13 protein-coding genes are annotated in these 13,431 nt (G+C 35.1%); 3 read left to right on the top strand and 10 right to left on the bottom strand.

Annotated features, from left to right (window positions below; genetic code table 11):
- Window position 1: 1 nt before the first annotated feature.
- Window positions 2–1,063: a hypothetical protein gene (locus H4O20_RS06320; protein WP_185098636.1), complete on the bottom strand. Its 1,062-nt coding sequence runs from the start codon at window positions 1,061–1,063 to the stop codon at window positions 2–4.
- 859 nt (window positions 1,064–1,922) lie between these two features.
- Here H4O20_RS06320 and lpdA point away from each other — a divergent pair.
- Entirely contained in the window at window positions 1,923–3,299 is a 1,377-nt protein-coding gene (lpdA, locus tag H4O20_RS06315; protein ID WP_185098635.1) for a dihydrolipoyl dehydrogenase, read from the top strand.
- 174 nt (window positions 3,300–3,473) lie between these two features.
- Here lpdA and H4O20_RS06310 read toward each other — a convergent pair whose 3' ends face one another.
- From H4O20_RS06310 to H4O20_RS06275, 8 genes are all read right to left on the bottom strand, one after another.
- Window positions 3,474–4,136 carry a hypothetical protein gene (locus H4O20_RS06310; RefSeq protein ID WP_185098634.1) on the bottom strand — a complete coding sequence of 221 codons (663 nt, stop codon included), beginning with the start codon at window positions 4,134–4,136 and terminating at the stop codon, window positions 3,474–3,476.
- A gap of 606 nt (window positions 4,137–4,742) precedes the next feature.
- Window positions 4,743–5,168, bottom strand: coding sequence for a type II 3-dehydroquinate dehydratase (gene aroQ / locus H4O20_RS06305; RefSeq protein WP_139854881.1), 426 nt, complete (start codon window positions 5,166–5,168; stop codon window positions 4,743–4,745).
- A gap of 66 nt (window positions 5,169–5,234) precedes the next feature.
- Window positions 5,235–5,876, bottom strand: coding sequence for a porin family protein (locus H4O20_RS06300; RefSeq protein ID WP_185098633.1), 642 nt, complete (start codon window positions 5,874–5,876; stop codon window positions 5,235–5,237).
- Window positions 5,877–5,943: 67 nt separating this feature from the next.
- Entirely contained in the window at window positions 5,944–6,525 is a 582-nt protein-coding gene (locus tag H4O20_RS06295) for a porin family protein (protein WP_185098632.1), read from the bottom strand.
- Between the two features lie 125 nt (window positions 6,526–6,650).
- Window positions 6,651–7,229 carry a porin family protein gene (locus H4O20_RS06290; RefSeq protein WP_185098631.1) on the bottom strand — a complete coding sequence of 193 codons (579 nt, stop codon included), beginning with the start codon at window positions 7,227–7,229 and terminating at the stop codon, window positions 6,651–6,653.
- Between the two features lie 315 nt (window positions 7,230–7,544).
- Window positions 7,545–8,156 carry a porin family protein gene (locus H4O20_RS06285; protein ID WP_139854885.1) on the bottom strand — a complete coding sequence of 204 codons (612 nt, stop codon included), beginning with the start codon at window positions 8,154–8,156 and terminating at the stop codon, window positions 7,545–7,547.
- A gap of 182 nt (window positions 8,157–8,338) precedes the next feature.
- Window positions 8,339–8,905: a porin family protein gene (locus H4O20_RS06280; protein ID WP_185098630.1), complete on the bottom strand. Its 567-nt coding sequence runs from the start codon at window positions 8,903–8,905 to the stop codon at window positions 8,339–8,341.
- A 197-nt stretch (window positions 8,906–9,102) separates the two neighbouring features.
- Window positions 9,103–9,657, bottom strand: a complete 555-nt coding sequence (locus H4O20_RS06275) for a porin family protein (protein ID WP_185098629.1) — start codon at window positions 9,655–9,657, stop codon at window positions 9,103–9,105.
- 109 nt (window positions 9,658–9,766) lie between these two features.
- On the opposite strand from H4O20_RS06275, the gene xerD reads away from it, so the two are divergent.
- Entirely contained in the window at window positions 9,767–10,663 is an 897-nt protein-coding gene (gene xerD / locus H4O20_RS06270) for a site-specific tyrosine recombinase XerD (RefSeq protein ID WP_185098628.1), read from the top strand.
- A gap of 148 nt (window positions 10,664–10,811) precedes the next feature.
- Window positions 10,812–11,759: an aldo/keto reductase gene (locus tag H4O20_RS06265; protein WP_185098627.1), complete on the top strand. Its 948-nt coding sequence runs from the start codon at window positions 10,812–10,814 to the stop codon at window positions 11,757–11,759.
- A 74-nt stretch (window positions 11,760–11,833) separates the two neighbouring features.
- Here the strand turns inward: H4O20_RS06265 and rny are convergent, their stop codons facing one another.
- Window positions 11,834–13,396: a ribonuclease Y gene (rny, locus tag H4O20_RS06260; RefSeq protein ID WP_139854890.1), complete on the bottom strand. Its 1,563-nt coding sequence runs from the start codon at window positions 13,394–13,396 to the stop codon at window positions 11,834–11,836.
- Window positions 13,397–13,431 lie beyond the last annotated feature (35 nt).

Genomic DNA, 13,431 nt, shown 5'->3' with positions numbered 1-13,431 from the left:
ATTATCGTATAATAGTAATATTAAAAATCATATCCGGATAAATAACAAAACCAGTGTTATTAGACACGACAAAGCGAACTCCATTTGTTCTTATCTCTATATTGTGAATCGTTATATCGTCATAAATAGGTGAAGTCCAATTTCCTTGAATATTTACAAATGCAGATGCGCTAGTTGTAAGTCCTGTTAAATTCACTGTTATTGAAATTACATCGCCAGGATTTAAAGTCGTCCCATTTATAGTAGCATATCTATTAATTTGGTTTACATTCCCTAAGCTTCCACCCCAAACTGGAGTACTTCCCGGACCATTTGAAACCAAAACTCTTCCTGCATCTCCCGCCTGATTTCCAGGCATAAACGCACCATTAATCCTTAAATTTCCATCCACTTCTAGCTTCTCAGATGCATTTGCTCCTGAACCAATTCTCATATTTCCACTTGAAGATACTCTCACTCGCTCATTACCATTTGTTGAAAACCCTAGCGAATTTGCTCCTACCCTATAAATTCCAGTATCAGTATCTGAAGACCAAGAATAAACAGGTAATGCCGCAGTACCATCTGTCATAGCTCGTAATTTCCCACGATTGGTCGCATTGCCACTTGAAATTTCAAAAGCTTCTGTGTTAGAGGTTCTAAATCTTAAATTAGTTGCATCTAAAGTTCCTATAAAATTATTAGTAGCATTTAACCCGTTATTCCCTGTTAAAGTCCAGTCATCGTTTGGAACTGAAGCATCAGCTATGCGCACCCAATTTACTCCATTATTAAAATAATAACCAGGAGTAACAATGTTTGGAGCACTACCTGCTGTTACAGTATTATAAACCAACATCCCTGCAACATGTGCAGAAAGTGGTAAAAAACTATCAGTTGAGGAAAGCGCTACACTTGGCAACAATAAACCACCCTCCGCTCCCGGGGAAGAATGAACTTCTAAAACTGCATTAGTGTTTGGATTAGTAGTACCAACCCCTACTTGAGCTATTGTGTTTTGATAAAATAATACGAATAGGAATATGAGCCCAAAGATCCCCACCTTTTGGAAGTATATTTTCATAATAAAGCTTTTTCAAGGGTTACCCCCTAATTCATAATTGGTTAAAACATCAATGAATTTACAATATATAGTTGACTTTATTAATTTTTTAATGTTAAATAAACGTGTTTACTAAGAAAACATAAATTATAAGTAATTATAATTATTAAAACCGCAAAATCATTTTACAAAATATACCGAAATTTAAAAGCATCAAAACCTCTGAAATGATAGGTTGGTTGTTGGTCTTTAGTCTTTAGTCGTTAGTCTTTAGTCGGTGGTCGTTGGTTGTTGGTAGAGAATCGTTTTTAATGTCATTTCAATTATCTACTACCCCTGTGTCTAGATTCTAGTTTCTATTTTCCTGACGCTTATCTACCCACAAACCACTTTCGATATCAGAATTTATCCTACGTCTTACATCCTACAGTCCTACGTCTATAAGCACCCCTCACCACTTTCGCATCCAGAATTCATCCTACGTCTTACATCCTACAGTCCTACGTCTATAAGCACCCCTCACCACTTTCGCATCCAGAATTTATCCTACGTCTTACGTCCTACACTCCTACGTCAATAAGCACCCCTCACCACTTTCGCATCCAGAATTTATCCTACGTCTTACGTCCTACAGTCCTACGTCTATAAGCACCCCTCACCACTTTCGCATCCAGAATTTATCCTACGTCTTACATCCTACAGTCCTACGTCAATAAGCACCCCTCACCACTTTCGCATCCAGAATTTATCCTACGTCTTACGTCCTACAGTCTTACGTCAAAAAAAAACCTCTCAAATCCTTACTAACATTTCATTTTCATCTTCATTTTAGTTTTCGTAATTTCGTACCTCCAAAAAAAATCAGACTTAAATACATAAAATGAGCAAATACGACGTAATAGTTTTAGGAAGTGGGCCAGGTGGTTATGTTACTGCCATCAGAGCTTCACAATTAGGTTTAAAGACCGCTATTGTTGAAAAAGAAAGCCTTGGAGGCGTATGTTTAAACTGGGGATGTATTCCTACAAAAGCACTTTTAAAAAGTGCACAGGTTTTTGACTACCTAAAACATGCAGATAGCTATGGCCTTAGCGTAAAAGAATTTGACAAAGATTTCGGAAAAGTTATTGAAAGAAGTCGTGGCGTAGCTGATGGAATGAGCAAAGGTGTTCAGTTTTTGTTGAAGAAAAACAAAATTGACGTTATCAATGGTTTCGGAAAGCTAAAAGCTGGAAAGAAAGTTGATGTTGACGGAAAAGAATATTCTGCAGATCATATTATTGTTGCCACTGGTGCGCGTTCACGAGAATTACCTAACCTTAAGCAAGATGGCAAAAAGGTTATTGGTTACCGCGAAGCAATGACTTTAGAAAAGCAGCCTAAAAGTATGATAGTAGTAGGAAGTGGTGCAATAGGTGTTGAGTTTGCACATTTTTACAATTCTATGGGTACCGAAGTTACTATCGTTGAGTATTTACCAAACCTAGTACCTCTAGAAGATGAAGAAGTGTCTAAACAATTTGAGCGTTCATTTAAGAAAGCTGGAATTAAAGTAATGACAAATTCTTCTGTTGAAAAACTTGATACTTCTGGTAAAACTGTAAAAGCTACTGTAAAAACTAAAAAAGGCGAAGAAACTCTTGAGGCAGAAATAGTTCTTTCTGCTGTGGGTATCGCGTCAAATATTGAAAATATCGGACTTGAAGACGTAGGTATTGTAACCGATAAAGGGAAGATTATGGTAAATGATTTTTACCAAACTAACATTCCTGGTTACTATGCTATTGGTGATGTTGTTCCTGGTCCTGCCCTAGCCCACGTTGCTTCAGCAGAAGGTATTACTTGCGTTGAAAAAATTGCTGGACACAATGTAGAATCAATAGACTACGGTAACATTCCAGGGTGTACATACGCTAGTCCAGAAATTGCAAGTGTAGGTATGACCGAAAAACAAGCCAAGGAAGCGGGTTACGAAATTAAAGTTGGTAAATTCCCATTCTCTGCAAGTGGAAAAGCTAGTGCTTCAGGTAATAAAGACGGATTCGTTAAAGTAATCTTCGACGCTAAATACGGCGAATGGTTAGGTTGCCATATGATTGGTGCTGGTGTAACCGATATGATTGCTGAAGCTGTTTTAGGTAGAAAACTTGAAACTACAGGATATGAAGTATTAAAAGCAATCCACCCGCACCCAACAATGAGTGAAGCTGTAATGGAAGCCGTTGCAGATGCTTATGGAGAAGTAATTCATTTGTAATCTTTGGATGGAAGATAGATGCTAGATATTAGATGTGAGATGTGAGATGATGAAATTTAGAATCTTTAAAAAAATTAAATGTAATAATAATTAAAAAGGGCCGGACTTAAAAGTCTGGCCCTTTTTTATGATGCTGATTTAATATAAAATTCACTTCAATTTACGGCCTAAAACCTAGTCTATAATTGTAAGATATCTATTATGTGATGGGTCTGATAAGGGGTGATTATAAATGACAAAAATAGCTGATCCTTCTCTAAACCATTGCACACTAAATTTAATTTTTTCACCGGGAGTCACTTCTAATGGATACATTGAAAGTGAGGCATGGTAGGATCCACCACTATTTGACGCTCTAATTTCAAGTCCTGGAATTGGGTCGCCATTTACTAGAATTCGGAATTTAGCAGATGCTAATAAATATCGACGCCCGGTAGCATTAAAGTTTAAGTAAATTAATGGGCTAGAAGGAGTAATTTCTATATCTAATTCATCAAAAGTATCCCAAGAGGAATTTTGCCGATGAATATTAGATTTTCCAATTGCATCAATTTTTCTCATACCCTGCTTTGATGCATATTCCAAAACTGTCCATTTACTAAGAGATTTACTGTATTGTAAGGTTACCGATGAGTTTTTCCCTTTTAAATTGAAATTACTTTCATTTGGACATAAAATTCTTAAAGGATTTGCCGTTTTATCATTTACAATTGTCATATCATAAGCTGTACTATTTATCAATCGTACAATTTGACCATCGGCATTTGAAATTGGCTTAATACTCTTTATCGAAAAAGCACCAGTAGGGCCTTCAATTAAGTATTGAGAATAAGGCACTTCTCCTAAATCAATATTTTCACTAACACCGTCATTTATTTTAAGTGGAGCTACACTTTCTCTTAAAAAAATTCCACCCTTAACATCGAGTGTAGTTGTTGGATTAGTATTGTTAATCCCTACTTGCGAAAAAGCAGAAACTGAAATAAAAAACGCTGAAATAACAGTTCAGGCAATTCTGGTTTCCATAGTAAAGTTGTTGATCATGATGTCAAGTATGTTTGCTTTAAGCGCGCGAAAATACTATATTTTTCATAATCGAATGAATAAAACAAAATGATTAACCTAAACTTAAAATCTAAGTCGTGAGATTTGAGATTTGAGATTTGAGATTTGAAAAACGGTAACTAGTTACCGTTTTTTCAAATCAATATAAAGCTCCTTCCCCTCTTTTAGGGGAAGGTGGCTTTCAAATCGTAAAACGATTTGAAAGTCGGAAGGGGTCAGATTAGCCAACGGTTTCAAAAGTAAGACCACCAGTTCATGGCTCAAACGTCACAACTTAAGATTCATGCTCCTGTTCCCAAATCTATTTAATTTAATAATGTTAAGCATATCCTTTTTAGTCTTCTCAAAAACTAAAATCTACCAATCACCAATCATCTTCTAAAGTCTTTCTTCCAAAAAACTTTGTAACGCTAGCTCATAGCTCTGCAATCCAAAACCTACTATTATCCCTTTAGCATGGGGTGAGATGTAGCTTTTATGACGAAAGTCTTCTCTAGAAAAAGTATTGGAAATATGCACTTCTACTACTGGAGTTGTAATTGCTCTTACGGCATCGGCTATACCTACTGAAGTATGTGTATAGGCAGCCGCGTTTAGAATAATACCGTTGTAACTGAAGCCCACTTCTTGAATTTTATCAATTATTTCACCTTCAATATTAGACTGAAAATAAGAAATCTCAAGATTTGCATATTTCTTCTGAAGTCTCTCTAAAAATTCAGTAAACGACTCGTTTCCGTAGATATCGTTTTCTCTATTTCCGAGCAAGTTTAGGTTCGGCCCGTTTACAATGATTATTTTCATACCGTAAATATAGAAAATTAAAGAAAGAGCAATAAATTCTTATTCATAAAACAAAATGAACAGGAATTAAAACGAATACCCAGCAGAAATTTGCAAGACGTTATTGGTGCTTTTAACGTCATTAGATGTACGATGGTATCCAAGAACTACCCCTTCCTTTTCATTTACATTAGACACTCCAATAACATACCGTAGCTGAACAAATACCCCTAAATCTAATCGATATTCTGCACCTATTCCAAGTCCGAAATCGAAATTACTTATTTCGTCTTTTAAATCGTTTTTTTGAACGGTAGATCTACCCAAAAATCCTGAGGAGGTAATTTCATTTTTAGCAGAAACAAGATACCCTAGCTGTGGCCCTCCCATTACGCTAAAATTATCTATAAGGTAATACTTTGCCATTAACGGTAGATTAACGTAATTGAGATTTGTAATTATCTTTGGACCATCTGTAGCTATCGTATTATGCTCAGAACCTTGAGCAGAAAATAAGATTTCAGGTTGAAAAGTTAAATTTGTTACAATTGGAAATTCTGCTAAACCACCTAGATGAAACCCAAACACTCCTTTAGTATTATTGGTAAAATCACCTCCAACATTAGCAAAATTAACTCCTCCCTTTACTCCTAACCTTAATTCAGATTGTGCTTTTACCGAAATAAAAACAAACAAAAGCAAAAACGAAAAAGCGAATATTTTTTTCATAATAATTAGATTTTTTTTAATATATACTTCACCTCGTAAATTCTAAATACAATATAGCTAATTAAGTTTAAAATGTATAACCCGCAGAGATTTGAAACACGTTGTTTTCAACGTTTAATCTATAATCATCTTCTGGATCGTACTTTTCAGGCTCACTAATTTCCATTAATCCTTTAGTAAATCTCAAGCTAAAAAAGACACCCATTGGAAGTTTATAGCTTACACCACCCCCAATTCCAAAGTCAAAAGTTTTTGTATAATCGGAAACATCACTCTCTACTCCACTCTTAGTTTGCTCTGCATTTACAAGAAAGCTTGGCACAGGCCCTAATTCTACACTAAGCCCATGAACTATGTGATATTTTGCCATAATAGGAACATCAAGGTAGCTCAAGTGTGTTTCCGTTCCAAAAAACTCGCTTCCTTTTTGGGAATAGAGCACTTCTGGCTGAACTGAAAATTTTTCCGAAAGTGGAATTTCTGCTAATCCCCCAATATGAAGCCCTACCCGTGTATCGAATCCTGTAAATGAATCTCCAGTAAAAGTCGATAAGTTTACCCCAGCTTTTACACCATAGGTTATCCCTTGAGCACTAGCCGTAGCAATTGACACTACCGATAGTACTGTAATTAGTAATAGTTTTTTCATGTGTTGGTTGTTTATATTAATTTATCTAATCTACACATAAAAAATATAAGATTACTTATGAATTGTATAAAACAAAAAAAAGCAGGAAAATGAATTTCCTGCTTTCAAAAAAAAATATAATTTGGTTAGAAAGAATATCCTGCTGATACTTGGAATACGTTACTTTGGTTTGAGCCGTAATCTACAACATCCCTATCATTAACATCTAATAAGCCTTTGTTATAACGCAAACTAAAGAAAACACCCATATTTAAACGGTAAGTCGCACCAATTCCAAATGCGGCATCAAAGCTTTTATAGTAATCTTTTGTATCGTCATCACTAGCATCACTAGCACTAACTAGTACTCCAAAAACAGGGCCTGCTTCAGCGCTTAAGCCTTCGATTATATAAAATTTTGCCAATACAGGAACACGTAAATAATCTAGCTTAATATCACTATTTCCCAATCCCCAAGCGTTCCAATTTGAACCTTCAGAAGAATATAATAATTCTGGTTGAAGGGCAAATTTTCCTTTTAATGGAATTTCAGCTAATGCTCCTATATGGAAACTTGTTCTAGAACCTAGACTCCCAACACCATAGCTATCCCCTCCTAAAGAGGCTACGTTTAGACCTAGTTTTGCACCTAAGCGAACTTCTTGAGCTTGAGCAGTGGTACAGGTTAATGCTACTACTGCGATAAAAAGTAGAATTTTTTTCATAATTGATTGATTTAGTTTAAAAATTAATAGTTAAAATTTTTAATTTAATATTTCAATAGACATTTTCCCTTGCAACATTACTTCACTTCTTCAAAAATGTATACACAAACCTATGTATCTAACTAAGGCTTAACAAGTCCTATTTAGAATTCGGGGGTTTTCGGTTAGAATTTGGTAATAGAAGGAACCATATACTGTAAAATACAGAAAATAAGAATATTAGCAGCGTAGGTGTTAAATTCAAAGTGCTTTTTAGATATAAAAAAACCACCCAAAATGGGTGGTTTTAAATTGTATTAATAAGATTCTAAGTTATTAGAATGAGTATCCTGCTGATAATTGGAAAACACTGTTGTTTACTTTATCATCACCAGAATCGTTAATATTTGATAATCCGTGGTTATAACGTGCTCCAAAGAAAACTCCCATTGGAAGTCTATAAGATACACCGGCACCTAGACCGAAATCTATACTAGAGATATCTTCTATATCACCTTCATCTTTTACAGTTACTCCACCAATTGTGCTTTCAGATTCTGCTTTAGAAGATGCAAGAAAACCAATTTGTGGACCAGCTTCAATTGCAAATCCCTCAGCTACATAAAACTTAGCCATTACAGGTACCTGAATATAGTCTAGTTTAAGGTCTGATCTGAACAAATAATCAACACCCGCTTCTGTGCCGCTTTCTTCATACTTAGCACCTTGAGCAGAGTATAAAACCTCTGGCTGAACTGAAAATCTTTCAGTAACTGGAATTTCTACTAAAGCACCAATATGGAAACCTGTTCTAGAATCAGCATCGTCGATATCACCACCTAAGTTAGCGAAGTTAACACCACCTTTTGCTCCTAAACGCACTTCTTGCGCTTGTGTCGCAGTTACTGATAACATTATAGTTGCTGCAATAAAAAATAACTTTTTCATATTTATTTGTTTTTTTAGTTAACACTTCAAAAGTCATAAATTAGTCATTTCACATCCTAATTTTTAATTTTCTTTTAACTGAAAACTACCAAACTTTAGCGGTTTTTATGAAATCGTCTTAATGTTTATACAAAAAAACCACCCTGAATGAGTGGCTTGTGTTATCTATACTCAAATTCTACCTATAGGAAGGAATAACCAATGGTTAGCGAAATATACTTATGTCTTCCGCTTTCTAACTGGTAATCGGTAACATTTGTAATTCCTAGGTTAAATCGACCTTCAATTCTAATTCCATACGGGAAATCGTATCCCATACCCATTACAGCAGAAATATCGGTATCATTTCCAACTGCTTTAATACTAGTATTATCAATAACGGTTCTTAAGTCATCTTTTAATAAAATTCCAACTTGTGGTCCTACTTGTATATAAAGTGGCTGATCATCTACAAGATAATACTTTAAAACAACAGGTACATTTAAATAAGTTAATTCAAACTTTCCGCTATCCGTAAATTTAGCTCCTTGTTCAGAATATAATGCATCGACTTGCAACCCAATTCTATCTGAAAACTTTATACCTGCAAAAACTCCTACTACAATCCCTTCTTTATATTCTAAATTAAGTGGTTCTAAGCCATAAATATTCGAAAAATTAATCCCACCTTTTATTCCAAGATCAAATTCTTGTGAATAAGAATTTACTCCAATAAATAAGATGATAACTGCAACTATCAGTTTTTTCATATTAATTCGGTTTAGTTTTAACGAAAACAAATATATAGTATATCTAACAATCTAATATGCTTTTACTTTAATTGTTAATATCGTTAGTATCAAATTGTTTTGGAATAGCAATATTTTAGATTGCCTTCCAAAAGTAAAATCTTATAAAAAAAGCCACCCATAATGGATGGCTTATTTATTATAATTATGTTTTCTCATTATAGGAAAGAGTATCCTAGTGCAAGGGAAAACACTGTGTTTTTCCCTTCAAATCCTTCTGTTTTTGAAACATCAGACAATCCAAAGTTGTACCTAGCATCCAAACGAACTCCGAAAGGAAAATCGTATCCAGCTCCTACAATTCCAGAAACGTCACTTTTTTCAGCATTTGCCTTAATAGAATTGCTTCCTAATCTGTTTTCATAAATATCATCATCCAAAATAAACCCAAATTGCGGCCCTGCTTGAATATTTAAACCCTGTACTAAGTAGTATTTCAATACAACGGGTACGTTTACATAGTTTAAGTCGAATTTTCCATAATCAAACTCCGCTCCTTGTTGTGAATACAGAACATCTGCCTGAATCCCAACTTTGTCGGTAAATTTTATTCCAGCAAAAATACCTGCTTGGAAACCAGTTTTACTGGATAAATCATTAACATCTGAGATATTCGCAAAGTTAGCCCCAGCTTTAATCCCTAAATCAAGGTTTTGGGAAAAAGCAGTAGCTCCCATAAAAAGTGCACAAAACGCAATCATTAATTTCTTCATAGTGTAAAGTTTTGATTTGTTAATTAAAACGACAAGTTATCATTAATCATATACATATTAAAATATTTAGAATTTTGTTAACTATTATAATTAGTAGTAATATAGCACTATGAACTGGCAACAAACTCTAAAAGATTATCAAAATTTCCTCCGCTTAGAACGTGGACTTTCAGATAATTCTATAATTAATTATTCGTTAGATGTTAAGAAACTAATGCGCTGGTTAGAAAAAAATGAAATAAAGACTTCTCCTATTTCTATTTCTGAAGAAACGCTTCAGCAGTTTATATATGACACAGCAAAAACAATAAACCCTCGCTCACAGAGCAGGTTAATTTCAGGGCTAAAAGGCTTTTTTACGTATTTAATTTTTGAAGATTATCGAAATACTAATCCTTTAGAATTAATTGAAGCTCCAAAACTGGGTAGAAAACTTCCTGATACTCTTGCGATTGAAGAAATTGACTCTCTTATAGGTGCAATCGACTTAAGTTCTAAACAAGGAGAGCGCAATCGTGCGATAATAGAAACACTTTACGGCTGCGGACTTCGTGTTTCAGAATTAACAAACCTGAAAATATCCGATTTGTATTTTGATGAGGGCTTTATTAAAGTCACGGGGAAAGGTGATAAACAGCGTTTAGTCCCTATTAGTCCTATCACAGAAAAATATATAACCATTTACCAAAAACAAGTACGAGTTCATCATAAAATAGACCCTAAGGATGCCGATACGCTTTTTTTAAACCAACACGGCAGGCAGCTTACACGGGCCATGATATTTACCATTGTAAAGCGTTTAGCTGAAAAAGCAGGAATAAAAAAAACCATTAGTCCGCATACTTTTAGACACTCCTATGCTACTCACCTTTTAGAAAACGGTGCCGATTTACGTGCAATTCAACAAATGCTAGGACATGAAAGCATTACTACTACCGAAATTTACACTCATATTGACCGAAAACACTTGACTGAAGTTATCAATAAATTTCACCCTAGAAGGTAGGTGGAAATTATGATGATATTTCAATTACGAAAGCACTTTTTTTTCTGAATTCATAAGGTTAAAAAACTCCCAAACAGCTACATTTTTTTTCTTTTCCTACAATCCTTTTATATTTTGAAGGTTTAACTTAAAAAGAAAAAAAATATATATGAAGACATTAAAATTCAGTAATGGTGATACTATGCACGCCATTGGATTAGGAACTTGGAAATCAATTGGAAATGAGTTGAAAAAAGCGATAAAAGACGCTATTTACGCAGGTTATAGACATATAGACACCGCTACAAATTACGGCAATGAAGCAATTATTGGAGAAGCCTTAGCCGAGATATTTGCAGAAGGTAAAATATATCGCGAAGATGTATTCATTACTTCCAAACTCTGGAACGACTCTCACGCAGAAGGCCAAGTAATCCCAGCCTTGCAAGATTCACTTAAAAAACTTCAATTGGATTACTTAGATTTATATTTAATCCATTGGCCAGTAGCCTTTAGAAATGGAGTTGAATTTCCTAAGAAACCGAGCGACTATCTTACTCTTGAAGAAGCTCCGCTAATAGAAACTTGGAAACAAATGGAAGAAGCCAAGAAAAACGGACTAGCAAAGCATATTGGAGTTTCCAATTTTAGCGTTAAGAAGTTAAAAGACCTGATTTCTAAAGCAACCATAAAACCCGAAATGAATCAGGTAGAACTTCACCCGCTGCTCCAGCAAAACGATTTATTAGAGTATTGTAAAAGTGAAAACATTTTGCTTACAGCATACTCACCACTAGGTTCGGGAGATCGTATTTCAGCAATGAAAGCCGAAGACGAACCAAATATGTTTGATATAGATGTTTTAAAAGAAATTGCCAAGGATAGAAGCGCTACTGTACCACAAGTACTAATTGCCTGGCATAATCACAGAGGCTGTGCTGCTATCCCAAAATCTACAACCAAAGATCATATAATTTCGAATTTTAAATCGGCAGATGTAGAACTCAGAGATTCTGACATGGAGAAAATTGCCAAATTAGACCGCCATTACAGATACATCAATGGAAAGTTCTTTGAAGAAGAATCTAAGGGATATGTAAATCTTTATGATGAATAAGGACTAATAGATTTCAACAAAAAAACAAGCCGCAATGTTCATTGCGGCTTATTTTATATATAGTTTAATCTTATTTACTTCGCTATATTAACTGATCGTGTTTCACGGATAACAGTTACTTTCACTTGACCAGGATACGTCATATCCGTTTGGATTTTTTGTGAAATTTCAAAAGATAATTGTGCAGCTTTCTCGTCGCTTACTTTTTCACTTTCAACCATTACACGAAGCTCACGTCCTGCTTGGATGGCGTAGGCTTTATTAACCCCTCCAAAACCAAAAGCGATATCTTCTAAATCCTTCAAACGCTGAATGTAAGAGTCTAATACTTGTCGTCTTGCTCCAGGTCGTGCACCGCTAATAGCGTCACATACCTGAACAATAGGAGATAGTAAGCTTGTCATTTCAATTTCGTCGTGGTGAGCACCAATAGCATTGCAAACCTCAGGCTTTTCACCGTATTTCTCAGCCCATTGCATTCCTAAAAGTGCGTGAGGCATTTCTGTTTCCGTTTCTGGTACCTTCCCTATATCGTGCAATAATCCAGCTCTTTTAGCAAGTTTAGCATTTAAACCAAGCTCTGCAGCCATTACTCCACAAAGTTTTGCAACCTCACGTGAGTGATGTAATAGGTTTTGTCCGTAAGACGATCGATACTTCATACGTCCAACAGCTTTAATAAGCTCTGGGTGTAAACCGTGGATTCCTAAATCGATAACTGTACGCTTACCAACTTCAATGATCTCTTCTTCTATCTGCTTGGTTGTTTTCTGAACAACCTCTTCAATACGTGCAGGGTGAATGCGTCCGTCTGTTACAAGTTTATGCAGTGATAGACGTGCAATTTCCCTTCTTACTGAATCAAAACAAGAAAGAATAATTGCCTCAGGAGTATCGTCTACTATAATTTCAACCCCAGTAGCTGCTTCAATAGCACGAATATTTCGACCTTCACGACCAATAATTCTACCTTTTACATCATCGCTTTCTAGGTTAAATACAGAAACGCAATTTTCAACTGCTTCTTCTGTTCCTATACGTTGAATAGTATTGATAATGATTTTCTTTGCCTCTTGTTGAGCAGTCATTTTGGCCTCTTCAACAGAGTTTTGAACAAAAGCCATAGCTTGAGTTTTGGCTTCGTCTTTTAGGCTTTCCATTAACTGAGCTTTAGCCTCTTCAGCAGATAAGCTACTGATTACCTCTAATTGCTCTACTTGACTGCGGTGAAGTCTATCTACTTCACTTTGTTTTTTATCTAGAACTGAAATTCTCTCGTCAAACTCTTGTTGTTTTGATTGAAGTTCAGCGTTTAATTTCTTTGATTTTGCTAGTTCGTTAGAAACTTGCGATTCCTTATCACGTACTCTTTTTTCAGTGTCAGAAATCTTTTTATCACGGCTTAATATTACTTTCTCATGTTCTGCTTTAAGTTCTAGGAACTTCTCTTTCGCTTGTAATATTTTGTCTTTTTTTATGCTTTCTGCCTCAGATTTTGCTTCTTTTAATATTGCTGCAGCACTTTTTTTAGCTCTTGATAAAACGTGGGATGCGTTATTTCTCTCCAGTATTTTTGCAATAAAAAAACCAATCGCTATCCCAACGATGGCACTAATTATTATAGTTACTATATCCATTTATTTGTTGATTTTTATATAAAAAAAAGCCTACA

Source organism: Aequorivita sp. 609, assembly GCF_014212065.1.
Classification (GTDB): Bacteria; Bacteroidota; Bacteroidia; order Flavobacteriales; family Flavobacteriaceae; genus Aequorivita; species Aequorivita sinensis.
Note: the sequence above shows the minus strand (reverse complement) of the source record. Positions and strands in the feature narration are given on the sequence as shown.

Bases quoted from the DNA above. Each gene is read 5' to 3' on its own strand.
- xerD (WP_185098628.1), top strand. From the start codon at position 9,767: ATGAACTGGCAACAAACTCTAAAAGATTATCAAAATTTCCTCCGCTTA.
- H4O20_RS06295 (WP_185098632.1), bottom strand. From the start codon at position 6,525: ATGAAAAAACTATTACTAATTACAGTACTATCGGTAGTGTCAATTGCT.
- H4O20_RS06265 (WP_185098627.1), top strand. From the start codon at position 10,812: ATGAAGACATTAAAATTCAGTAATGGTGATACTATGCACGCCATTGGA.
- H4O20_RS06275 (WP_185098629.1), bottom strand. From the start codon at position 9,657: ATGAAGAAATTAATGATTGCGTTTTGTGCACTTTTTATGGGAGCTACT.
- rny (WP_139854890.1), bottom strand. From the start codon at position 13,396: ATGGATATAGTAACTATAATAATTAGTGCCATCGTTGGGATAGCGATT.
- H4O20_RS06300 (WP_185098633.1), bottom strand. From the start codon at position 5,876: ATGAAAAAAATATTCGCTTTTTCGTTTTTGCTTTTGTTTGTTTTTATT.
- H4O20_RS06320 (WP_185098636.1), bottom strand. From the start codon at position 1,063: ATGAAAATATACTTCCAAAAGGTGGGGATCTTTGGGCTCATATTCCTA.
- aroQ (WP_139854881.1), bottom strand. From the start codon at position 5,168: ATGAAAATAATCATTGTAAACGGGCCGAACCTAAACTTGCTCGGAAAT.
- H4O20_RS06285 (WP_139854885.1), bottom strand. From the start codon at position 8,156: ATGAAAAAGTTATTTTTTATTGCAGCAACTATAATGTTATCAGTAACT.
- H4O20_RS06290 (WP_185098631.1), bottom strand. From the start codon at position 7,229: ATGAAAAAAATTCTACTTTTTATCGCAGTAGTAGCATTAACCTGTACC.
- H4O20_RS06280 (WP_185098630.1), bottom strand. From the start codon at position 8,905: ATGAAAAAACTGATAGTTGCAGTTATCATCTTATTTATTGGAGTAAAT.
- lpdA (WP_185098635.1), top strand. From the start codon at position 1,923: ATGAGCAAATACGACGTAATAGTTTTAGGAAGTGGGCCAGGTGGTTAT.